The following is a 23,941-nucleotide window of genomic DNA, read 5'->3' as shown; positions in this document are numbered from 1 at the left end:
GCAAAACGCGCTGTTGAAATGCCGATAGGATTATGCCTGTGGTGTTGGTGTCCGGGGCGTTTGTGCCCGTTGCTGCGCAGCGGCCTCGTTTTTACTCTTCTTTATCGCGTTTATGTACTCGATGATCGGGTTCCAAAGCCGCGAACCGCCAGCGATAAGTAGGCCATACAAGAACGGGGACCAACTATTAACGGGTGTTCCCTTTGGGAATGCTTCGGCACCGATTGCTAACCATGCCGTAAGTATTCCGGTCGCGATGCTCAGCAACCCAATCCATCCTTCGCGGGTGCTGTTCTTCTCTTCCTGGGTTTGTGTGATTGTTGATCCCATCCGTGGGTCCACCCCCAACCCTGGAATCATACTCTTCAGTGCCTCCACAAGTCGCTCATTTGCTGCTGCAAGAGCAGCAAGGATTGGAGCGATGCTTGAGATAAGATCAAAGTCCAGCATAGCAGTTCCTCCTCCTGATACGGTTAAGAGTAATGGCCTGCTCACCCCTCCGCAAACTCCTTCGGCAGGTTTGGTAGTTGTGCTAAATCCAATTTCAGTTTGGTGTTGCCGCCGTCGGCAAGGGCAACTACGGTGAAGGCTCCGTAGGCGTAGCGTTCCAGCGTGGCCGTGCCATTGCTGGCAACAGCGGGAACTTTGTTTTTGGGGAAGGTGTGATGGATCAAAAAATAGACCCGACCAACAATCGGCGCGCCGGAACCAACCGGAGCCAGCGTGATGCGAACCCGATACCAGTCGGGATCATCGCTGTCGGGAGTAACTTCGGCGGTAAGTGCGCGAGTGCTGTTGGCCGCCGGAAGGTCCTTGAACTCATCTACCAACGCCCAAGTGTCGTCGTCGTCGTCAAGATTCTTCGGAACCTTTAGGCTCCGCACCAACTGCAGCAAGGCGGCATCATCTGTGGTCGCCGAGGCTGGCTCCTGTTCCGTGGGTGCGTCCGTTGCGGGGGCTTCCTCTGCTTCGGTTTTTGGCGCGGTTGCTTCGATGTTTGCCGGGGCGAAGGACCTCTGCCTCACTTTTTGCGCTCCGCCCGGGACCCCGCCAACTTCCCACACTAATCGCGCTTCCCGCTTGACCGCTCGCGCTGCTTCGGCTGCCACATCGTTGATGCGATTCTGAATATCCGCTTGCGCCGATGCTGCTTCGGCTGCCACATCGTTGATGCGATTCTGAATATCCGCTTGCGCCGATTGATTTCGTTCTCGGTTCTCCGTCATCGTTTTCTTCACCTCTTGCACGCGGTTCTCTATCTCCCGCAGCGTCACCTCCACCCCGCCAGCCTTGAAAGAACTGAGGTGGGGAAGAATGGCCCCAACCCCAGCCGCCAGTAGCAAGTAGATGCTGTTGCTGTGCAGGGGATGCAGCTCGTTAATGGCCACCACGGCCAGCGCCCCGCCCGCCACAATCAATCCAACGTTATTGATGGTTAGTTGCTTGCCCATGAAGTTGCCCTGGTTGCGGTTATTTCTTCTTCCTTTTTTCGGCGTGCAATGCCTTCACCATTCCGCTTTTTGGCACGCGCTTGCCGTTGTGCAGATGCCATAGGTCCGAGTTTTTTGCGTACGCACGTGCGCGCTCCAGCCGGCGTTCGCTGGCAATACTTTTGGAGATGACGTAGCGGATTCTTCCGGAGGGATCAAGGATGATGGTTGCGCCGCCGTAAAATTCCCATGGCCCTTCGGGATCGTTGACGGTGCGGCATTGCGTCACTTCGGCAACAAGGTCGAAGACGATCACTCCATCGGGTCCGGCGCGCCGCGCAAGCCGCACCGATTCCACGCTTGGAATCGTGACGGTGTCGTTGCCAATCCGTGGGTCGCCAGGGGCAACTATTCCAAATTCCTCCATCAACGCGGGCTGCGTCACCAACGCTCCAATCGCTCGCGCTTGCCGCTCCAACTCCGCCACCCCTGCTGGCCGGCTTGGGTCGCCATCGAAACGCATTGCGGAAAAGCTGAGGTCTTCAACCGGGGGAACTTTCTGGCGTGGCTCCTTCCAGCACAAGGTTTCCTCCGACAAACTCTCCAACCCTTCCGGGTAGATTCCGCGCCGCCGGAACGCCGTAATCCATGCCTCGCGGTAGGCCCAGGGGTCGTCCGGTGTCAGGTCGCAGTCGGCAGTGATGACGGCGCGAAGGAAGTCGCCGAACTCAATATCCACCGGCGGGCAAAGGTCAATCGCCCGAATGCACATGGTTTGAATTTGGGTGGCAAGGTCGCTGGCTTCTTCGGCCAGCACATCAATCAGGTAGTAAGGGATTTGCCCGGCGGGAAGGATTCCGCTGCCGTTGGTTGCCAGCAGCAAGTAGCGGTCGGTCTTCCGTTTGAACAGCACCAGGAACACTTCGAACACCGCCGCCACCAGCACCGATCCAAGCTCGTGCGCTTCGGTGGCGGCCTCGGCGTAGCGGCGTGGTTGGTGCGCCATTCCGTCGGGCGTTTGCTCGCTAAAATCAATGGCGGTGCGGAGCGAAGTCTTCCCATTAATTGCCCGCCCGAACTGCCCGGCAATCCCGGTCAGGAATTTTGCTTGCTCCAGCTTCCCCCCCGATTTTTTCAACGCCTGCGTCAGCACCTCACGGTAGGTGAAATGTTGGAAGACCGCCACCAAGTCGGCAAAGGCTTCGTGGAAGGCGGGAACGTCGCGGTTGCTGGGGAAGAAGAAATGCGCCCGCAGGCCATCCAGCAGGGCGTGCGTCACCTCGTGCGCAATGATGTCGTGCGAGAGCGCGGTGAAGATGATGCCGCCAGGAAGATCGTCGGAATCCTCCCCCGCCCGAAAGTATCCGAACGCCAGCTCGCCGTTGTCCTGGTCGTAGTAAGCGTTGGCATCCTCGAAGGCGTGGGGCCGAATCCGCAGCCGTGCGGGATCGGGGTTCCCCGGGGCTTCCCCTTCTTGCGCCACGCGGTATCCCCAAGCGATGTCGCGCCCCAATGCCCGCCGGAATGCCGAGTGGACAAGGCTGCAGACGGCATACACCATTTGCTGGTGGAATCGTGGGTCCGAGAGCGAAGGGGGGAAGCCATCGGTGATAAGCTGATGCCGGTCGTTCAAATCCGCAGGCTCGTACTGCTCGTTGGTGGTGTCGTTGCGGTCCTCCACCAGAAACAGCTTCCCTTTGGGACCCGGTTTCAACTTCTCGTACGGGACGTTGACCGTGGCAATGGCCCCGTCCAACCGCGAGGCCGACGGGTCCAGCGTGTAGATGCGGAGCGGGCGGTGCCTGGCCTCGCCCTGCTTCGGTTTGTACGGGCGGGCATACGCCGCGCGGGTCACACGCTCACCCAAGCTGAAGTCGCAGCCCGCAGCCTGGGTACTTTGTTGTTGTTGCTTGTTCATTGGCGTTCCGTGCTACCGTTGGTTCAGGGGAAAGGGGCCAGCAGCGAACGATGTTTGAAAAGATCATTGCACCACAGTTCGGGGGTTTGGTCATCCCAGCCGGAGAAGCTGCTGGTGGTCCGCCGCAGAAATTCATCGTTGCTGATTCCGGTCCCCAGCGTGGAAAGCACCTGCGTTGCTGCCAACGTGAAATCCCCTTGCGCCCCATGCTCCTTTGCTGTCTGGCGCGAGCTGCAGGCGCTGAACAGGATGTCCCGTTGTGCCGTGGCCGTGCTTCGGCTTCGTATTCCCCGCGCCGCTTTTTGGCTGTGGAACTCCCGATTGATATCCTCCATTGCCGGCGTTGCCACCATGTAGCGTGCGCGGTAGTTGGCGGTGTTGCGTGCGGCGTGCGTGCCCCCCATCAGCATTCGGGTGGCGGTGCCGGAGTGGCAGCAGTCAATAAAGCTGGTGAGGTTTACCCTCTCCGGCAGGGCGGCGGTGATTGCGGCGATGTCGTCATCAAGGATGCAAGCGGATTGGTCGAAATCAATCGGGACAAGGGCTTCATCCAAGTTGTCGCGCTCGTCTTGCGTTGCTTCGTCGCCGTCAACGTCGTGCAATTGGGTCCCGTGCCCGGCATACTGGAACACTATCACATCCCCCGGCTGGCTGACCGCCACAAGCTGTTGAAGGCTGGACAAAATCCCCTGGCGCGTGGCGGACCAATCGGTCAGCAGATCTATCTGGAAGCCTAAGGATTCCAGCACCTGTTTCCAACGTTTGGCATCGGCAACGCAGCCGTACAGTTGGTTGTTGCCGCCGTAATGGTTGATCCCCACACACAAGCCACGGCGTTTCCCAGTGCCAGCAGCATGGGGGACGATAATTGCCGAAGCCGCCACGGCAGCTTGCGAAGAATATGATGACGATGATGATGATGGAGGTGAGGATGGAGCAATGCTTTGCTCGGCCATCCGCAACCCTTCGGGCCAATCTACTTGCCCTTCCCAGGAGCGAAGGTCCTTGTCGCCAAACCCACGGCTGACCGGGAATGGCTGGCTGATTGAGTCGGTTCCGGTGATGCGGCGCAGGATGCTTTCCATGGTTGGCGCGTCGTCGTCGAAGCCGCCGTGGGTGGTTGCGCCCGATTCGCTGGAAACGGACCAGACGATGTCGGCATTGGTCCCCGCGGTGCCGCCCAGGCCAAACAGGCGTTGCAATTCCCTGTTGTTGCGGACCGATTCCTCCAGCCCCAGTATTGGCGTTTCCGATTCCGGTTCAAGGGCGCGATGGATTAAATACAGGAGCGATTTCCGATAGATATGCATGCAGTTGTCGTCCCGCTCAAAATCCTTTTTCATGGTGAACATGGTCAGGTGGTCAATCCCCTTCCCAAGCACTCCCGCCAGCCGCGATTGGAACTCATCCACCCGAATTGCCGGGGCCATAAACTGCACCGTGCGGAAGGTTGCTCCGTTGGCAGCGTCCAGCGCGGTCGGGAGGAAGTGGGAGTGGAAGATGGACCCCGCGCTGTGGCCAATGGCGTGCAGTTCAATCGGTTTTTTGCTTGTTCCGCTGTGGGCCGCAAGGAATTTCCCCAGCTGCTGGGCGGTGTAGTTTGCCCCGCCGCCGCTGCTGCTTGCCATTGCTGCGTGATGCTTCATCCCCCCCCAGATGTGAACGCCTTGCAGCGCACGTGCGGCGCGTTCCACAAGTGGGTCGGTGGTGTAATCCCACAAGTCGCGCGCCCCGCGCCCGCCGGGAAGGATGTCGGCGATGATCCGTTGCAGCAGCGCGCCAACCGTCTCGAACAACCCGGTTTCCCAAACGAAGTAGATGGGATAGACCCCGTTCTTCAGCCACCACGGGATATGCTGGGCGGCAATCTTCAGCCCGTTCGATTCGCTGACCAACCCGCCGTGGGCGTAGAAAAGGATGCGGAGCACTTGGCCAGCCTCGGACCTTGCCGCCAGCTCGCGCGGGAGGTACTGTTGGAAGATCGCATCAACATCGCCAGGGGTGGTGGTGAAGATTCCATCGGAGGAAAACATCCCGCCGGTAAGGTTGATCACGTGGGGCCGCAGTGCCGCCAGTGTGTTGGCGGTAAGCTCGGTGCCGTCCCCGCCACGCTGGCGGTTTGCGGGTTCGTAGCTCCCATTTGGTGAAAGGTCACTCAAGGTGGTGCTGTCCGATTCCTGCAGCTCGGCATTGGCGGGGTCGTTATCGGAATCGCGATTGCCGTGCTGGCGTGCCAGGTCGCACACCTGCAAGGTCGCTGGGGAAAAGGGGGCTTTGGCCCGCAAAACGGGGGCGTTCATTGCCTTGGTAATCGTGGCGATCTGGGCCTTCAGGTCCTTCAGCAGTGCTTGCCGATCAACGCTGCTTCCCGGGCAAGTTTTCCCCGACATCTGGTTGTGGAACCGCAGGCTTTCCGGCGGAAGTTTGAAGCGAAGCTGGACCCGGGCGATAAGCTCCAGCACCGATTTCAGCTGCGGGTCCTTCAGCACGTCGCGCCCTTTGTCGAAGTCGCCAATCATCTCAATCATAAACGGCCCGAACGCTGCCGACCCGTTATGCCCGCTTGCGCTGGCCGGCGGGGAGTTCCAATTCCTTCCCAACCAGATTGTGCCGTCGGGGGCAACGGTGGCGTGCTGGGCGATGTCGCTCCAGCCGTTGGTGTTGGTGTGATAATCGTACATCGCCTTGATGGTGCTGGCCCCTTTGTACTGGCTGTGGTTGGGTCGCCATGTGTGGTGCAGATGCACATCGGTGATTGTGCGGCTGAATGGATAGTTCTCAACAAACGCCGCGACTTCATTTGGCTGTAGTTGTTTGAACGGGGGAGGCATAGTTAGAATGGTTAGAGTTGAACATTGACAGGTGCAACGGAACGATAAGCGACGCGCGGGGGGGCAGCAGCCAGCCCCTATCTGCTATCGCATAGTGGGCTGGCCGCTGAATCCCTTTTGGTATCCCCGGGCGGCGGGGAACGGTTTCCTCGCTTGGCTGCGTGCCAAGCGGCTGATTGTTTTTATGACTTCCGCACCTTGATGGTGTAGCTTCCGGTTCCGTTGCTCAGGTTGTAGTGGCGAATCTGAACAAGGTAGGTTCCAGGAAGAAGCGTGGCGATGATGCGGGCGTTAAGGGCAACGCCGCTGTCGTCATCTTCGGCAATCAGTGCGGTGGGGTTGTTTGGCCCGTAGAGTTTCATCACCATGTCGGTTGGCCCGCCGGTCTCGATCACGTACCGCCCTGCTTTCGTCACCTTGAAACTGAACAGATCCTCTTCCCCAATTTTCCCGATGGATGCTTGCTTCGGCAGGCCGTTCACTTTCAGGGGAGCGGGGCCGGCAGTGGTGGCGGTTTTGGGATAGGCTTGCGAGGAAGCGATGAACGATTTGTCCAGGTCCGACAGCACTTCGTTCTCATGGGTTCCCACACCGTTCAGCGTCCAGGCGGCGGGGAAGAAATAGAGCATGATGGAGGCTCCATCAAATGCCGTCCCGCGGATCTGGTTGTTCTCATATTTCCGCAGGACGTTGTGGCGGATGGTGGCTTCGTCCCAGAAGTTTGGCGAGCCGCTTAAATCCTGGATTACTCGCGCCTCGTTCCACTGAATCCCCCCTTTTGGATTTTGGTGTTCGTGCCCAAGCCCAATGGCGTGGCCGAACTCATGGGCGGCGGTTCCACCGTTCATAAATCCCAAGTTCATCGTGGGCTCGTTCAGCGGGATCCCCTTGCAGTCGGTTCCGATGTAGCTCCATGCGCCATCGTTGGGGTTGAATGCCACGCGGATTTCGGCATCGGGTGCGTCGTTGAATTCAAAGGTGAGATTGGCGTGTTGGGTCCACCAAAGCGCTTGCTGGCGGGCCAGATTTTTCTGGGCGGCGGTCCCCCCCATAAATCGCACCCGAAGCGTTGAGCCGTTCGGCCACATCTTGCTGATGACGATAATCGCACGCGCCCCGTTGCCGCGCCCAACTGTGAGCTGCGGGCGAGCAAGTTCGTGGGCGGGAAGCCGGTCAATGCAGACGTGTGGGCGTGCTGGTGCGGATGCGGATGCAGGTTTCCCCTTTCGTGTTGAGGCTGCCATAGCTGTGTTCCTCCCTTCCTTGTGGTAAGGTGGTAGAATGGATACAGTGATTGTTGCGTTGCTGCTGGTTGGAATGGCCGGCAGTTGGTGGTTCAAAAATCCGATTGCCACGTTGCGGCGTGTTGTCCGCTTGGTGCGCGTGGCAGGTGGATCGGTGGCAAGGCGTGGCGTGGCCAGATGGATGGTGTGGTCCGCGCCAATCGCCGGTTGCCGTGGCGATCATTATGGTACAGGAGGTTCCGCAAGCATTCCGCTGGCACCAGCCACACACAGCGGTGGCGCAGGAAGCCAGAATGCAAGGTTGCCGGTTGGTGCACCCGGCGCGTCTGATAATGGTTTTCGGCAACTTGCTAGACTATGCAATATGCCGCAAGCTAAGTAACGTGCTATAGGTATCTCACCTATAACCTACTCAGAATTGTGCAGATGCTATTCCTTTTTTTATGCCCAATAAAAAACGTAGTGAACCAGTTGATGTATGGATTTGGGCCCCAGCTTCAATAGTACCTATATCCTTAATCGTACAACCAAATCGGCCACCAAGTACAGTGCTGGAAGTAGAAACAAGGGTGTCACGAACCCCACTAAGTTGACCTAAGAAAGACCAACATTTCGCACTGTCAAGATGCCAACCAAGGAAAAAACGAGGTAGCACCTGTGTGTCCAATCCAATACCACCGATGAACATCCCGGTGTTCATCACAACTTCACCGACTCCTATGGCCTCAGTTATGACCTTACTGTTATTTTCGGAAAAAGCCGCATTAAGCCCTACATACACTGTTAAATCAGTCGGCTTTCTGTTGATCAATTCCTCTTTTATCGCATGAATGTTCTGCCCCATTGTACTTGTAAGATCACGAGTAGAGTCCATAGTGCTACTTATCTTGCTAAGGTGGTTGTTGATGCTGGAGAATGTTGGTCCATAATCTGGTGCGCTTATTTGATTAGGTTTCTTGCTAATGTCTTCAAGTAATTTTATGATCATATCAACTGCTTTATTGGCATCTCTATCCTTCAGTAATCTGCTTTCTGATATGTATTTAATTCCATTGTCAATCGAAAGCAATCGCATGGCATAAAGCTCATCAATATTAATTTCAGGAATAACATAAGTCTTAAGATCGGCATATATCTCTTTCCATTGGTATAGGAGAAAATAAATATGAGTGTAGCTTACTCGACCATTAGTTTGTCCCCAATGGAAATTTATTTTTCGATTGAATTGAATGAAATTTTTTGCTCGATCAATTATAGATTTTCTTTTCTCATTAAATGATGGTTCCTTTGAATCCTGATATGGTAATGCATTTAAATATTCTAAAGCAGAATTAATAATGTTTGAGTCAACAACAATTGAGATGTATAGATCCTTTGATAATCCCACCGTAGACTTAATAAATTTATCCAGACTATCCTGAGTTGTTTTTACAAAGTGATCGTCATAATTTGCAATGGGATCTTGAGCTTGTAATGCAGTGATATGTATTGCAATTAATGCAATCGTATAAAGTATTATTCTTTTCATCATTTTTTTGAGTTAAAGTGTTGTTTATTTGCTGCATCGAACCTATCTTTCCCCGTATCCAAATTAACTGGATCACCTCCTTGATTACCAGCAGTTGCATACCCGATCAACGTTAATATCCTATTTTCTTCTTCATGCTGTTGCTTTGATTGCTCAGTTGCAGTACTTATCCTTTGATTTATGGAGTCTAAACCTAGATTTATGGAGTCTAACTCTATTATTATCCTTTTCAGATTTGTATTTACCAAAACAAGTTGCTCGATATCGCTTTTATCCTGGTTATTGTCAACATTCATAAATAACTGCATTGCCGCCTTAAGTAGATACCACTGTGGTGCATTCATAACGGCAGAATAGTTTGCCTTGTCAGGGTTAAATTTGTCATTTGCAGGGTCTTTGGCTGGCTCAAAAAGCATTATGAGCATAGCGGTCAGCGTCACTAACCAAGCATCCACTGCATTCACACGTAATGCCATCTCTTCCTGCTTGATATACTGCTTACCATCTAAGAGTTCCCGTGTTCCATATCGTCGGCATTGGTAGCGATAGAGGATCAAGCAAACCATTGGGATCAGCAACAGCGCAATCCCACGCCACTGAAAAAAACGAAGCACTTCCTTTGTTCCCGTTGCATTCTTATCAACCAATGTACTTTGTAGAAGGTTATGAAAATCCTGAGAATTCTTTGCATTAAATACTACTCTATCAGATTGGAGAAATGCGGCTGGACGAAGTGATTCCAATGGCCACCATAAAATGCCAGCAATTAGAGTAAGGGATAGTATGCCACACAGCAACGAATTGCGCCCACCAATCAATCGTTTGCCATTGCCACCCGGTTGCTGATGCTCTGAAGGAATTTTTGAAAACCATAGAACATTAATGCCAACCCAAAATATCCCGGTAATCACACTACCAATCACCAAGTAGTGCATATCTTTACTCCATGGAATCGCATACAGTCCAATAGAAGCCAGAAGAGTAAATAACATTATTAAGAAATGTGCATGAAATAATAAATCTGCTTTTTTATAAGAAATAAATTTTATGTAAAGGTAATAGATAACAACCCCAACTGCTACTAAGGAAGCTGTTGTCACAAGCTCATCGGCAATGATTGGTAGTGCAACTACAAAACAAAAATATATTACAGAAATCAAAATAAGCAGTGGCAGGCGGGTTTTGAACCAATCCAAATAATATTGATCTTCTTCGCCTTTTTCATGAACAAGTTCTATAGATCGTTGTTTCATAACAAAATCTATGTTCCAAAAAACGATCAACAACATAGGTAAGGAAAAATAGAGTCCAGCAAAAATTCGAAACGCAAGCCCTAACTCTAATCCGAATGTTTCTGCGATCCCTGCGGCTCCTTTGGGGACAAAAGTGGTAAAACCTGCTATCGCAACAATCGTGATAACGATTTTTTTTAGCAATTCCTTTGAAGATTCCTTGCTAATCGTGGGAGTAACGTCAGCTGCTTGCTTCATAGCATTCTTGAGATAAAAGTTTTTTGAAAGTCGAGTAATGTGGAAACCCAAAAATCCGATTGCCACGTTGCGGCGTGTTGTCCGCTTGGTGCTTGTGGCAGGTGGATCGGTGGCAAGGCGTGGCGGGACCAGATGGATGGTGTGGTCCGCGCCAATCGCCGGTTGCCGTGGCGATCATTCTGGTACAGGAGGTTCCGCAAGCATTCCGCTGGCACCGGCCACACACAGCGGTGGAGCAGGAAGCCAGAATGCAAGGTTGCCGGTTGGTGCACCCGGCGCGTCTGAAGGGGTAAGCCGCAAGAGTGAGTGAGCAAGGAGCCGCCACAAAGGCCGCTACCGCCACCCCGGTTGCGGAGCTATCAGCAACCGGGGCTCCTCTTGGCGGTACTTCTCGGAAATAGAACAGCCTCCGCCAGCCAATAATGGATGGAAATACTGCTGGCATCCTTAAGGTGTATTAGGTTGCCAGCGGCGGAACAGCCGCGATGAGAAAGAGTTGAGAAAGAACAAGAAGCACAAACAGACATCCGCCACTATTCATCCGCCACAAGCTCAACATCTACCTTGAACGGCAGGGGTTCACACTCCTCATCTCCCCATCTTCTGTTCCCCCATTCACGGATGCAAAATTACCACGACGGCCAGGCCAAAGCACCACGACAAAACCACGACAAAACCGGTGCCCCAGCTTTGTCGTGGCCATTACATCAGTGGGAGAGAATGGAATTACAACCCGGCGATGTACGTGATGAGGTTGACCTCGGTGGGAAGTTGCAGCTTCTTGCGGATGCGGAAACGGTATTGCTCCACCGAGCGGTGGTCAATGTGAAGCAGGTTGGCGATCTCCTTGCTGGAGAACCCGGAACGAACCAGCGCGCAGACCTTTCGCTCGGTGTTGCTAAGGTCGGGGGCGTGCTGCGCAAGCGATTGCATGAAGCCACGGTGGACCTGCTGGAACTGGTCCTCGAATTGCTTCCATGCATCGTCGGGGTTGGTGGTGGAGTGAAGCTGGCGGATCAGCAGTTGCAGTGCCCCATCGTTGCCGTTGCTTCCGGCAATCTGCATCAGCTTCTGGCGGATATCTTCAATCAACTGATTCCGCTCCACCAAGCTGAGCGCAATGGCGCGTAGCTCGCGCTCCTTCTGCTCCGCCTCGATCTGCATCTGCTCGCTTCGCAGCCGCAGTATCTGCAATTCCTGCTGCGCGCGCTCAACGTCGAAACGGAGTTGCAGCGTGGCGATTGCCTTCTGCTTCTCGGTGTTCTGAAGCTGGTCGCGAAGTTGGGTGAATTGCTTGTAATGGCGCAGTGCCCGGGTGGTGTCGCCAAGCTCCTCGAACGCTCCGGAAAGTGCCTCGTGGGCTTGGTGTTGCAGATGGATCAGGTTGTTTGCTTCTGCGATTCGCAAGGCTTCCTCAATCAGATACACCCCCTGGTGCGCGGTGTCCGTTTTGCGATGAAGCCGGCCCAGATTGAGCAGAACCGCAACGTACTCTTCGCTGGCACCCTGCTGCTGCAATCCATCAATGGCGCGCTTCAGATAGTCGAACGCACCGGCAAACTCCCCTTGCTCTTCCATCACGCTAGAGATGGTCATCAGCAGTCGAGGGGTGTCGCGTGGGATGCCGAGCGTTCGGTACAGGGCCAGCGCGCGCAGGCCTTGCGCCAGTGCGTCGTCGTTCTGGTGGAGGGCGTGGTAGGAAGCCGCCATGTTTCCGGCCATCCGTGCCTGCATCAGCAGGTTGCCCGACTCGGTGAACATTGCCAACGCTTGCCTGAACTGCGCCAGTGCCGCCGGGTAGTTCCCCATCTCCCCATACAACGCGCCAATATTGCTGATAACGCCAGCGTGGATATCCATGGCGGAGTCGTGGGCGGTGACGAACTGAAGAAGCTGCAAGGACCAATCCAACGCCGCCACGTAGTCGCCCAGGTCGGTGTGAAATCGGGCCAGCAGTTCCAGCGCGTTTGTTTCGCCAGCGACGTAGGCAATGCTTCGGGCAAGCTCCAACGCTTGGGCAAGGTTGGTGGCTGCCGTCCGCACCTCCTGCTTCTTCCACTGATATTCCCCAAGCATCAACAATGCGTTCACCTTCCCTTCGCCATCTTCCAGCTTGGTGCAAAGTTCAAGCAATTCGGAAAGGAGGGGATGGAGTGTGGGTTGGGGTGGAAGTTGGAGATAGATCCGGCAGCAAAGTTCTAGGCAGTTGGCAAGCTGGCGGTGGTTATTGGTGGCGCGGGCAATCGCCAACGCTTCCTCGGCGTAGGATTGGGCTTCATCGGGGGTGTGGCGTAGTGCCTGGCGGGCACGATCCATCAGCTGTGCAATGCGCGCATACCGATGATGATGGAGAAGGTCATCATGCTTGGGCATACCGAATATCCTTGATGCAAAAAAATGGAGTCGGGTTGCAGGGCGGGAAAAATATGCAAAACATGGAAGCAAGATCATTGCCCCGAGCGTGCCGCAGAAAGATTAAAGTGTGGGAGGCGGGGGCGAAGTGGCGGTCTGGTAGGCTTCACTGTGCCGGGTATTAACCCTCTCGCAAGTTTTCCGCGAACGCTCCTGAAACAGTTCTTCTCCTCGGGGAAGCCACCGGACAAGCAGTGCTTTCTGTTATCCATCGAAGTTCCCCGCATGCGTTTCCGCCGCGCCCCCCTGCTTCGCCGCAAGCGACGAAGCGTTCCCCCCAATGCTGGGGGGAAATGGGTTCGGCTGTTCATCCCTTTCTCTCTGAATTCCAAGCCACCTCTGCCAGCTCCTCCCCCAGAATTGGGGGAGGCGGGGAGGGGGCAAGTGAGGTGGCGGTCTGGTAGGCTTCACCGTATCCGGTATCACCCCCCCAGCCCCGTTTCCGCGCCACGCGTTTGTTTACCGAATCACCCCTTCTTTCCGATACCAAGCGATGGTTTCGGCAATCCCTTGCTCCAGCGGGATTTGTTGGCGGTATCCAAAATGCTCGCGGGCTTTTTCCACGCTGCAAATCCAGTAGGGGGTGGTGATGTCGCGCCCTTTATCGCGGTCGAAAATGGTCGGCTTTTTTTGGAACATACCCGCAAACCCGCTGATGGCCGCGGCCACGTGAATCACCGCGTGCGGAACCCGCAGATGCCGCACCCGTTTCCGCCCCATCACCCTTGCGGTGATTGCCCCAACTTCCTCCCACGTGTAAAATTCCTCCGAGCTTAAGAAGTAGGCTTCGCCGGCGGCGCGTGGGCTTTCGGCAGCTTCCACCGAACCGCGCGCAAGGTCCGTGACGTGAACAAGGCTCACCTTCTTCTCCCCAAAACCAATCAGCGGAGCCAACCCTTTTGCCGCCACCGCAAAAAAGGTGAACGCCCCGGTGCCCGCGTCGCGTGGGCCATACACCACCGGCGGACGGACGATGGTTGCGGGGAGCTTGCTCATGCGGTCGAACACCTCCCGCTCGGCAGCGGCTTTGCTTTCGCCGTAGGTGGTGATTGGGTGGAAGGGGGTGGTTTCATCAACGGGGTGATGGAGATCTGGGGCGGGACCCACCGCCGCAAGGCTGCTGACGTGAAGGAACCGCTGGAGGTTCGGGGTATGCCGAAGCGCGGCTTCCAACAGGTTGCGCGTGGCAAGCTGGTTTCCGGCAAAAAAAGCGGCGCGATTTTTTGCGGCAGTGGCCCCGGCAACATGGTAGATAAAATCAACATCGCGGACGGCATCGCTCAGGGATTCCGGGTCGGCAAAATCGCCGCGGACGGGGATAATCGGAAGATGCTCCACCGAGCGCAGATTGGTGCTGGAGCGGGCAAGCACGCGCACCGCGTAACCTCGCTGGTGAAGTTGGTCGCAGATATGGCTCCCCACAAATCCGGAAGCCCCAGTAACAAGTGCAGTTGGCATAAGGCGCAAGATGCCACAACAACCCCATGCGCTGCAACAAACATTGCGGCATAGTATGGAAGTTTACAGAGAGAGAAAGAGGGAGGAATGGAAGTGATGAATGCGTTTGTGGATCATCGAACATGGTTAGAGTTCTCGAAAAATGCTATTGCGGGTGGCAAGCTCTACATAGGACATTTGATTACAAAAAATTAATGTGACGATTCCTTAAATGCTGGTGTTATTTTTGATAAGCATCCAAGTGGGCAAGCATCTTGGATGCCGGATTTCCATTGAGTAAATGCAAAACGATTGTACAACAGGGCAGAATATCCAACATAGATTCTGCCCTGTTGTGTCATAATCTTAACATCCAGTATAGCTATGAAGAGAATGCAAATCCTATTTAGTATAATGACAGCAATTTTGCTCTGTTTTTCTTGTAATTCTCCAGAGCCGCAAGGAGAAGAATTGCAATATAAATTGCAGTGCCTAGATGATTATGCTTTTTCAGATTCTACTGTTAAAGTTGCTGTTACCTCGCCATCTCCAATAAGCGATACTAATGAATTATGCTTACATATCAAGGCTTATCTTTCCATAGACTCTTCATCTTATTTTCACTTAATTCCAATCAGTCTACAAAATAAAGCCTGTACTGTCTCTGTCCCTATTCATAAGAATTTTGCTTGGGTCGAAATTAATGTATCTGATAAGTATTCTATCAAAAATGAATATTCGCGTTTGCGATTTGCGGTATTGAACAAGATAAACGAAGATTCTGATTCGTTAACCCCTGTGAAAAACGCATCTTTGTGGTCAGTTGTGTATTCCACCGATTCGTCATGGAAATATTATTGTAATACAGAGCGAAAATTGTATCCGGAAAATATCATCGCTTATGTAATTAAATGGTTCTATTTGATGAGAGATCAACAACTGAATAAAAAAGATATCATAGATGATATTAATGAAATTCAAAAAGCAAAAAATGATGTTGACTTTGTTAAATTTATCGCGTATTCTTTAATTGAGCATGATTCTTGCGATTATTATCTAAAAAAAGTATTGCATGATAAATCTATAAAAATGATGAATGATGAATTGATTAGCGGATATTTAAATCAGATTGTACGATTTTATGAAAAGAGAGGCTATGATGTTAACTCAATTATGCAAAAGTTTGCTTTGAATTATCCATTGTCTCCTTGGACAAGAAATCGGCTGAATGATTTGTCTTGGATATCTTGGAATGAAGAAATAGTATCTGAAATATGTCAACAACGACTTGTAAATCTGAATAATGATATTGCAACTCTTTCGACATATGTTCATGTTCTTATAAATCAAAAAGACAAACAAAAAATACTTCTTCCTATAATAAATCAGCTGTATGATCTGATTTCTAATCCTAGTTACTCACATAGATTAAACGATCCTTATCGTTCTCAATATGTGCGTAGAAATTTTCATTATTTATTAATAGCTGAAGGATATAAGTATTGCTCTGATTATGAAAAGTCGTTGCGCATCTTATCTAATGTAGTGATGGAGCGAGTCAATGATATGACTAATGCTGGCATTGCAGCACATCAATGTGCAAAAATATATCAAATATATAATCAAAAAGATTCGGTTTTAATGTGGTATGCAAGAGCATACTATTGGAATTATGATATATTGAAAATTCGTGATTCTGTTTTCCATGATTTGTCAAGCTATCTAAAAAAAGATAGTGTTACTGTGGCAGCTATCTTGGATTCGCTAAAATCTAACGCAATAAATTATCAAATGAATCAACCTATTGACTTCCCATTAATTGAATTAGCCAATTCACAAGTGATAGACATAAAGAAACTCAAACAAGATATCATTATTGAATTTACTTCAATTAATTGTCAGCCATGCTTGATAAATATAAGGCGTATGAAACAGCTTCAGCTTGATAGAAAATTGAATGATGTAACTATCGTGTTTGTAACCATGGAGGATAGCACTTCCTATAAAAAACATTTGAAAGACAATATCATCCCATCTGTGTTTGCTGCGAATGCAAATTATCTGTATTCATATTTCAACGTTGTGGGTACCCCAGTCACCATACGCATTAATAAAAACGGCAAGATCGTTTATCGGCGTGAAGGTGGTGGGAAAGGGGATGCGACATTTTAACTCATCCCACACAAGGCCAATATGAGGAACTACCACCACATCCCTTTCTGTGGTTCGGTAATGTGCGGTTTGTGCGGGTGCATTTCAAAAACGCCCGGTAGCCACCCAAATAGTCAGGGTGGTTACCGGGCGTGATGTTCCGCTTCCCTACCTCCGCTTCTTCCCACCCACCTTCTTCCGTTTTTTATCCTTTACGGCTATTGGTTTTCCGGCTTTTCGTTTGCGTGGGACGTCTTCGTACCAGCCGCCGGAGTGGTCCTCGGTCCTGCGGTCGCTGCGGTCGGCGAATCGCTTCGGTTTCCTTTCGGATTCCCGTGGCTTGAACTCCCTTCTTGGCTTCAGATCGTGCTCCGTTGCCGGGCGGATGTTCGTCTCGCGGTTGCGGATGGTTGCCCCCGCCAGCGAGTCCAACACCTGGTCGCGGTGGCGCGCCGGAACTTCAACAAAGGTGAAGTCATCGTAGATGTCAATCACCCCAATCTCGCGCCCGGGAATCCCCGCTTCGTTGGCGATTGCCCCAACAATATCGGACGGGCCAATCCCCGCGCTGCGCCCGGCGTTGATAAACAGCCGCGCCATTCCGCGCTCGGCCCCGGCGATGCTTTGCGGCTCCGGCTCCACCGAAACCACGATCGGCTTCTCCCCCTGGGCCAGCCGTGCTGCGGCGGCGGCGATTTCGGCCATCTCGTGCCCGCTCTCTTCGGCAAGCTCCTCAATCAAGGTGAGGTATGGGTCCAGGTTCTCCTCCCCCAATGTTTTCAGCAGGCGTTCTTTGAACAATGCCATGCGCCGCGCGGCAACGTCGGCGCGTGAGGGAACTTTTTTGGGGATCAGCCGCTGACCGGTGTAGCGTTCAATCTCCCGCATCAGCCGTTCCTCGCGCGGGGTGACGAACAGGAAGGCGGTTCCCGAACGCCCGGCCCGCCCGGTGCGGCCAATCCGGTGGACATAGACTTCGGGGTCGCCGGGGATGTCGTAGTTGACCACCAGGCTAATCTGCTCGATGTCCAGGCCGCGGGCGGCAACGTCGGTGGCCACCACAATCTCAATCTGCCCGGCACGCATCCGGCGCACCACGCTTTCGCGCTGCGATTGGCTCATTCCGCCATGCATCGCCTCGGCTTCGTAGCCGCGTGCTTGAAGTTTTTCGGTAAGGTCCGCCGCGCCAAGTTTTGTTCGGGTGAAGATCAGCATCGCTTCGGCATCGCCGTCGCGGGTGTCCAGCAGTTGGGTCAGGACGTTCAGCTTCAGCTTCTCGGTGACGTGGAAGTAGAACTGCTCCACCGAAGGGACCGTCAGCGTTTTGTGGGTGATCTCCACCGATGTTGGCGACTGCAAATAGCGTTCGCTGATGCGGCGAACTTCGCGCGGCATGGTGGCGCTGAACAGCGCGGTTTGCCGTTCGGTTGGGGCTTGGCCAAGAATCCATTCCACGTCGTCAAGGAAGCCCATGCGGAGCATCTCGTCGGCTTCGTCAAGCACCACAAACCGGAGTGCGTTGAAGTTGAGCGTGCCGCGCCGAAGGTGGTCCATAATCCGCCCGGGCGTGCCAACCACAACGTGCATCGGCCCGCGCAGCCGGACGATCTGTTTTTGGATGGAGTCACCGCCGTAAATCGGCGTGACGCGAATCCGGCCCAGATGCCGCGAGTACGTGTGGATTGCCTCGGAAACCTGGATTGCTAACTCGCGGGTTGGAGTAAGAATCAAGGCTTGCAACGCCCCACGGGTTAGGTCCAAGCGGTCAAGAATTGGCAGGGAGAATGCGGCGGTTTTTCCGGTTCCGGTTTGGGCCTGGCCGATAAGGTCCTTGCCAGAAAGCAGAAGCGGGATGGATTGCTGTTGGATTGGCGTTGGGGTCTCGTAGCCAAGCTCGGTCAAGGTTTGAACAAGGGGAAGGCTAAGCCCAATTTCAGCGAACGAATCGGCTGTTCCGGCTGCGGTTGTTGGTGCGTTGTCGGTTCCGTTGTTGGTTTTCATCTGGCCATGTTACGGATAATCGGGGTTGCGGGGAGTATCGGTTGGTTCGCGGGGGGTGATTCCCCAGCGCGAAGCAGCCCCTATCAAGCCGAATGCCCTGCTGATAAACGGCAGGGCATTCGGCTGATACTGCATGCGATGGACGGAGTGAGTTCCTAATTGAGGTTTACCCACGTGGTTCCGTCATACCCCTCGAACTTGCTGGTGGTGGTGTTGAACCGGATCATTCCCGTCACTGGCGTTCCCGGGCGTTGGGCGGTTGTGCCCACCGGGACGATAATTGCGCCAGTGGAGGCCACCTCCAACGCTGCGCGGGGTGTGCTGGTTCCGATTCCAACATCGGCACTGTTGCCAAGAACCAGAGCGTTGCTTTGCCCAACAACGGCGTTTGCGCCAATCGCGGTTGCATTCGTCAGCGTGCCCGCGCTTCCCCCGGTGGTGTTGCTGCCAACGCCGATAAGGGTGTTGTTCGATCCTGAAGTGACGGCGGTTCCGGCAGCCGCACCCAGCGCGGTGTTCCCTGCGCCGGTTGCGCTCAGAAGCGCGTTGTTCCCCACGGCCGTTCCGTTGCTGTTGGCGGTGATTGCCGAAAGGGAGCTTGTTCCAAGCGCAGTGTTCCCCGCGCCCGATGTGTTTGCAACCAGAGCGTTGTGGCCCATTGCCGTGTTGTTGCTTCCGGTGGTTGCCCCTAAGGACCCCACGCCCATTGCGGTGTTGTTGGCCCCAGTGGAATTTGCAAACAGCGCGTTGACACCAACGGCAGTGTTCCCGGTTCCGGTGGTGTTTGCCGCCAGTGCTGCCGCACCAACGGCGGTGTTCCCAGCGGCGGTGTTGGCGGCCAGTGCATCAAGGCCAACCGCAGTATTTGCGCCTGCGGTGGTGACGGCACCCAGCGCTCGCGCACCGATGGCGGTGTTGCCGGTGCCGGTGCTGTTGTTCAGCAAGGTTGCGTTGCCAACGGCGGTGTTGTCGCTGGCAGTGTTCAGTTTTAATGCCTCGGTTCCAATGGCGGTGTTGTTGTTGCCGGTGCTGTTGGTAAGAAGAGCGCTTGCGCCAACGGCCACGTTCCGGTTGCCATCGGTGTTGGCCAGCATGGTGCGAACGCCAACGGCCACGTTGTTTGCGCCAATGGTGTTGGCGTTTAGCGAGCTGGCTCCCATGGCTGTGTTATCATCGCCGGTGCTGTTGGTCACCATTGAGTTGATACCGACAGCGGTGTTGTTATCGCCGCTGGTGTTTCCCCCCAATGATCCCACCCCCATGGCGGTGTTGTTGATGCCGTCGGTATTGACGAAGAGTGAGTTGACCCCGACGGCGGTGTTGCTGGTTCCGGTGGTGTTTTGTCGCAACGCTGCTGCGCCAACGGCAGTGTTGTCGTTTGCCGTGTTTACCGCCAACGCGCTTGCGCCAACGGCGGTGTTCGATCCGCCAATGCTTGTTGCGCCCAGGGCATCTTTCCCAACAGCGGTGTTGTTTATTGCCGTGGTGTTTGCGTCCAATGCACCGTAGCCCACGGCGGTGTTGTTGCTTGCCGTGTTGTTCTGAAGTGCTGATGTTCCCACCGCAGTGTTTCCGCTTCCGGAAAGATTCTCCAACAACGCGCTTGCGCCGATTCCGGTGTTGTTGTTGCCGTCTATGTTTTTCTGCACGGTATTCACACCCATCGCCACGTTGTTGAAGCCGGTGGTGTTTTTCTGGAGTGAGTTCGCGCCAACGGCAGTGTTGTCGGTTCCGGTGGTGTTCTCCAGCAGTGAGTTGGTGCCAACGGCGGTGCCGCCATTAACGGTGGTTTTGTTCAACGCGCCAACGCCAACGGCAGTGTTATAATTGCCACCTGTGTTTAGCTGAAGCGCGTTAAGGCCAACCGCAGTGTTTAAGGTTCCGGTAGTGTTCCCCCCCAGTGCGTTCTGGCCGATTGCGGTGTTGGCAATGGCTGTGGTGTTGGAGTGGAGCGCGCCGTTCCCAAGTGCCGTGTTGTTGTCGCCAGTGGTGTTTGCTGTTCCGGCGTTGAATCCAACAAAGGTGTTGGCCGTTCCCCCGGCGCCGGAGTTGTCGTTTGCGGTGCCGGCCCCCACGCCAACAAACACGTTGTTCGTCCCATAAACGCTTACCACGCGGTTGGTGCCAATGTTGTACTGCGTGTTGGTGTTAATATTTCCCGTTGCGTCAAGTGCCGTTGCCACGCCGCTGCCAGTTGCGGTTGCCACCAGCGTCAATGCCGTTGCGTTCAGGTTGCCCGCGGCCCCCGCGCTGGAGGTGATGCGCGCTCCCGACGATGCTGCATCTGGTGCGGTGGCATCGTAGGCAACGTCGTACAGGTAGTTCGTCCGTGGCGTTGCTGTGGCTTGTGTGGCGGCAACATTGTAGAGAACGGAAAGCCCCCCCACCACGCTGTTCACCGAGCGTTTTAGCAGGTCGCCATTGTTATCGGAAACAACGATTCCATCATTTGCGCCGGGTGAGTATGGCGTGGCAATCGCTGCGCCGCCAAGCGACCCCATCCGAACATTTGCTGTGCCAGCGGTTCCGGCAACGTGCAGCCGGCTGGTTGAGTTTGGTGTTGTGGTTCCGATGCCAACGCTGGCATCGGCAGTTGCGCCGTTTACTCCGTTGATGGAGCCAATCACAACGCTGTTGCTTTGGCCAACCATTGCTTGGGCACCAATCGCCGTTGCGTTGTTGATTGTGCCGCTGCTTGCGTTGGCAAGGTAGCCCAGGAAGGTGTTGAATCCGCCGGTCGTCACCCCCAAACCGGCTTGTGCGCCAAACGCTGTGTTGACATTGCTGGCGGCGTTCTGCAAAGCCATGATCCCCATTGCGGTGTTTCCGCTTCCGCTGGTGTTTTGCGCAAGTGCCATTGCGCCGGACGCGGTGTTCCCGCTTCCGGTGGTGCTGTTGATCAATGCGCTATCACCCATTGCGGTATTCCGTGCGCCGGTGGTGTTCCGCAGCAATGCGCTGTCGCCAACGGCGGTGTTGCTGGGGCCGGTGGTGTTGGCATTCAACGCGTTGAACCCAACGGCCGTGGCGTTGCTTACGGTTGATACTTGCAGCGCGCCCTGGCCAACGGCGGTGTTCCCGGTTCCGGTCAGGTTGCCGGCAAGCGATTGGAATCCAACGGCGGTGTTGCCTCCGCCACTGGTGGTTGCGCCCAGTGCCAGCACACCAACAGCGGTGTTCCCCAGCGATGTGGTGTTTGCGCCCAACGCGCCGGCCCCGGCTGCGGTGTTGGCAATGCCGCTGGTGTTTGCACGCAGCGATCCTATGCCAATCGCGGTGTTCGATATTCCCCCCGCGTTGTTTGCCAGCGTTAGCGCGCCAACGGCGGTGTTGTTCATTCCGGTGGTGTTGTTCAGCAGTGCGCTGTCGCCAACGGCGGTGTTGCTGGACCCGGTGGTGTTCCGCAGCAATGCGCTGTCGCCAACGGCGGTGTTGTTGGAAGCAGTGGTGTTGGCCCCCAACGCATCCCGGCCAATGGCGATGTTGCTGCTTCCGCTGGTGTTTGCGTCGAACGCCCCTGCGCCAACGGCAACGTTTCCGTTTCCGGTGGTGTTTGCCGTGCCAGCGTTGTTCCCCACAAAGGTGTTGTTGTTCCCGCTGGTGTTTGCCGTTCCCGATCCCACCCCAACAAACGCGTTGGCGGTCCCGGGCACGCTTAGCACCCGTGCTCCGCCAATGTTGTACTGCGTGCTGCTGTTGATATTTCCGGTGACGCTCAGTTTGTCGGTGCCGGATACCGCGCCGCCAATGCCGACGTTTCCGCTGGCATCGTCAACGGTGATGCGCGTGGTTCCTCCGGCAACAATGTTCAGATCTTGTGCGTTGGTTGTTCCCAACACCTCCGGCCCAGCAATCGCGTTCCCACCCAAAGCCCATGCCATGGAGGAAACCCCTGCCCACGTCAGGCTTCCGGTTCCCGATGCGTCGGTGAGAAGGTAGTTCGAACTGCCGCTGCCAAGAGCCGGGGGGAGTGTGTAGGTGATGTCACTCGCTTGATTCTGCGCTTTGAACGCCGTGTAATTCGCTGTGTTTGGGAACGCTCCTGCAGCGTTGTATGCCTCGAAGAACCGCAGCTCGCTTGGCGCGTTATTGTTGTTGGCAAGCCAGAGGTCGGTGTTGCCGAAGACTGCTACGTTGGCATCGGAGATCGTCATTGGTAGCGTGCCAGCAGCGTTGTTGGCGTGGAAGCCGAAGCTGCGGTCGGCAGTGGAAGCCAGCGTTAGGCCGCGACCGCCGGGGATTGCTGAGTAATCGCTGGATGCCGTGTTGATATATCCTCCACCCACCGTCGAACCAAATCCCGATGCAACATTGTTTTGACCTCCACCCACAGTTGAAATAGTGCTGAGTGCATCATTAGCTTCTCCTCCGCCCACTGTTGAATAGTCCCCGGATGCTTCGTTATTATCCCCTCCACCCACCGTTGAAGTGAGTCCCGATGAGACGTTGACAGCTCCCCCACCCACGGTTGAACGTGACCCCAGTGCTTGATTCCCACTTCCTCCCCCCACTGCTGCTCCTCCCCCTGATGCGGTGTTATACAGTCCTCCACCGACTGTCGCAAAGTCTCCTGCAATGTTCTGCATACCTCCACCAATCACTCCGAATCCAAACGTACCGGTCACTTGGTTGATGAGCGTATTCATTCCGCCGCCCGATATCGTTGCACCGACCAAGCCAGGAGTAACCAAGTTCCCACTGAACCCGCCAATGATGTTCGGGCTGCTGGCGTTCGGTTCAAACCGCATCACCCGGCGGCGGCCTTCGGTGGCGGTGCCTCCGTTATCCACGTGAATCTCGAACGGTTCGTCGTCGGTGGTTCCCACAAAGTTCGTTCCGGCGGTTGTGCCTGCGTTCCCTGTTGTTAGCCATGCTACCGATCCTACCACTGCTGTCGCGGTTCGTTTCAGCAGGTCGCCGTTTCCATCGGCGGTGATCACACCGTCGTTGGCTCCAGGTGCCCACACGCTTCCATCAGCCGCTCCGCTTGCCGAGCCGAACCGCACGTTTGCTGCGCCGGCGGTTCCCGCAACTTCCAGCAACCGTCCAGCGGTTGGTGCTGCCGTCCCGATTCCCACCTCACCCGTGCTGGCCACACGCAGACGCTCCACGCTGTTGGTCCGAACCACCAGCGGCTGGGCATCGGTGGTTCCCAAAAAGTTGGTTGCGGGATTGATCCCTCCGTTGCCCGTCAGACTCCAGAATACCCCGCCCCCGCTGCTGGCCGTCAGCACCGGGTCCCAGATCGGGGCAAAGGTCGTCCCGATGTTGAACTCAATCGTCTTTGAGTCGGTGTTGAAGATCATCAACCCTGTTGCCGGGCTAACAATCGCGTTCCGTTCGGCAGTGGTCAGCCGTGGCATCAGGAAGCCAGCGGTGGTGGTTGATAGGTCCAGGATTGCCGATTTGTCCGGCGCGATGGTCCCAATCCCCATGTGGCCATAGATGTCGGTCATCGGATGGGACTGTGCAAACGTTTTCTGGCATAGAACAACGCCG

The 23,941-nt window shown here is 54.8% G+C and carries 13 protein-coding genes; 1 reads left to right on the top strand and 12 read right to left on the bottom strand.

Going from position 1 to position 23,941, the window contains the following annotated elements:
• Positions 1–30: 30 nt before the first annotated feature.
• The 10 genes from IPM61_04455 to IPM61_04410 form a co-directional block, all read right to left on the bottom strand.
• A complete protein-coding gene (locus IPM61_04455) occupies positions 31–450 on the bottom strand; it encodes a hypothetical protein (GenBank protein ID MBK8910561.1) in 420 nt (139 codons plus the stop codon).
• A 41-nt stretch (positions 451–491) separates the two neighbouring features.
• Positions 492–1,451, bottom strand: a complete 960-nt coding sequence (locus tag IPM61_04450; GenBank protein MBK8910560.1) for a hypothetical protein — start codon at positions 1,449–1,451, stop codon at positions 492–494.
• A gap of 19 nt (positions 1,452–1,470) precedes the next feature.
• Positions 1,471–3,348 (bottom strand): peptidase M4, encoded by a 1,878-nt coding sequence (locus IPM61_04445; protein ID MBK8910559.1) that lies wholly within the window; start codon positions 3,346–3,348, stop codon positions 1,471–1,473.
• Between the two features lie 23 nt (positions 3,349–3,371).
• Entirely contained in the window at positions 3,372–6,179 is a 2,808-nt protein-coding gene (locus IPM61_04440) for a caspase family protein (GenBank protein ID MBK8910558.1), read from the bottom strand.
• Between the two features lie 182 nt (positions 6,180–6,361).
• The gene (locus IPM61_04435) at positions 6,362–7,423 is read right to left on the bottom strand and encodes a peptidase (protein MBK8910557.1); all 1,062 of its coding nucleotides are present in this window, start codon (positions 7,421–7,423) and stop codon (positions 6,362–6,364) included.
• 92 nt (positions 7,424–7,515) lie between these two features.
• Entirely contained in the window at positions 7,516–7,740 is a 225-nt protein-coding gene (locus IPM61_04430) for a hypothetical protein (GenBank protein MBK8910556.1), read from the bottom strand.
• 95 nt (positions 7,741–7,835) lie between these two features.
• Positions 7,836–8,951 carry a hypothetical protein gene (locus tag IPM61_04425; GenBank protein MBK8910555.1) on the bottom strand — a complete coding sequence of 372 codons (1,116 nt, stop codon included), beginning with the start codon at positions 8,949–8,951 and terminating at the stop codon, positions 7,836–7,838.
• Positions 8,951–10,441, bottom strand: a complete 1,491-nt coding sequence (locus IPM61_04420; protein ID MBK8910554.1) for a hypothetical protein — start codon at positions 10,439–10,441, stop codon at positions 8,951–8,953. Before IPM61_04420 ends, IPM61_04425 begins: the two co-directional genes overlap by 1 nt.
• 726 nt (positions 10,442–11,167) lie before the next feature.
• Positions 11,168–12,814 (bottom strand): tetratricopeptide repeat protein, encoded by a 1,647-nt coding sequence (locus tag IPM61_04415; GenBank protein ID MBK8910553.1) that lies wholly within the window; start codon positions 12,812–12,814, stop codon positions 11,168–11,170.
• Between the two features lie 498 nt (positions 12,815–13,312).
• Positions 13,313–14,311 (bottom strand): NAD-dependent epimerase/dehydratase family protein, encoded by a 999-nt coding sequence (locus IPM61_04410; GenBank protein MBK8910552.1) that lies wholly within the window; start codon positions 14,309–14,311, stop codon positions 13,313–13,315.
• A gap of 363 nt (positions 14,312–14,674) precedes the next feature.
• Between IPM61_04410 and IPM61_04405 the strand changes: the two genes are divergently transcribed.
• Positions 14,675–16,462 (top strand): hypothetical protein, encoded by a 1,788-nt coding sequence (locus tag IPM61_04405; protein ID MBK8910551.1) that lies wholly within the window; start codon positions 14,675–14,677, stop codon positions 16,460–16,462.
• A gap of 147 nt (positions 16,463–16,609) precedes the next feature.
• Here IPM61_04405 and IPM61_04400 read toward each other — a convergent pair whose 3' ends face one another.
• Both IPM61_04400 and IPM61_04395 read right to left on the bottom strand, forming a co-directional pair.
• Positions 16,610–18,442: a DEAD/DEAH box helicase gene (locus IPM61_04400; GenBank protein ID MBK8910550.1), complete on the bottom strand. Its 1,833-nt coding sequence runs from the start codon at positions 18,440–18,442 to the stop codon at positions 16,610–16,612.
• Between the two features lie 155 nt (positions 18,443–18,597).
• Complete coding sequence (locus IPM61_04395; protein MBK8910549.1) at positions 18,598–23,898, bottom strand: hypothetical protein; 5,301 nt, start codon at positions 23,896–23,898, stop codon at positions 18,598–18,600.
• Positions 23,899–23,941: the final 43 nt, after the last annotated feature.

The sequence above is a fragment of the Chlorobiota bacterium genome (assembly GCA_016710285.1).
Classification (GTDB): domain Bacteria; phylum Bacteroidota; class Ignavibacteria; order OLB7; family OLB7; genus OLB7.
This window is presented reverse-complemented; position numbering and strand designations above follow the sequence as displayed.

What these genes read in the sequence shown, in the direction of transcription:
- IPM61_04455 (MBK8910561.1), bottom strand. Translation starts at nt 450, where the DNA reads ATGCTGGACTTTGATCTTATCTCAAGCATCGCTCCAATCCTTGCTGCT.
- IPM61_04450 (MBK8910560.1), bottom strand. Translation starts at nt 1,451, where the DNA reads ATGGGCAAGCAACTAACCATCAATAACGTTGGATTGATTGTGGCGGGC.
- IPM61_04445 (MBK8910559.1), bottom strand. Translation starts at nt 3,348, where the DNA reads ATGAACAAGCAACAACAACAAAGTACCCAGGCTGCGGGCTGCGACTTC.
- IPM61_04440 (MBK8910558.1), bottom strand. Translation starts at nt 6,179, where the DNA reads ATGCCTCCCCCGTTCAAACAACTACAGCCAAATGAAGTCGCGGCGTTT.
- IPM61_04435 (MBK8910557.1), bottom strand. Translation starts at nt 7,423, where the DNA reads ATGGCAGCCTCAACACGAAAGGGGAAACCTGCATCCGCATCCGCACCA.
- IPM61_04425 (MBK8910555.1), bottom strand. Translation starts at nt 8,951, where the DNA reads ATGAAAAGAATAATACTTTATACGATTGCATTAATTGCAATACATATC.
- IPM61_04420 (MBK8910554.1), bottom strand. Translation starts at nt 10,441, where the DNA reads ATGAAGCAAGCAGCTGACGTTACTCCCACGATTAGCAAGGAATCTTCA.
- IPM61_04415 (MBK8910553.1), bottom strand. Translation starts at nt 12,814, where the DNA reads ATGCCCAAGCATGATGACCTTCTCCATCATCATCGGTATGCGCGCATT.
- IPM61_04410 (MBK8910552.1), bottom strand. Translation starts at nt 14,311, where the DNA reads ATGCCAACTGCACTTGTTACTGGGGCTTCCGGATTTGTGGGGAGCCAT.
- IPM61_04405 (MBK8910551.1), top strand. Translation starts at nt 14,675, where the DNA reads ATGAAGAGAATGCAAATCCTATTTAGTATAATGACAGCAATTTTGCTC.
- IPM61_04400 (MBK8910550.1), bottom strand. Translation starts at nt 18,442, where the DNA reads ATGAAAACCAACAACGGAACCGACAACGCACCAACAACCGCAGCCGGA.
- IPM61_04395 (MBK8910549.1), bottom strand. Translation starts at nt 23,898, where the DNA reads ATGACCGACATCTATGGCCACATGGGGATTGGGACCATCGCGCCGGAC.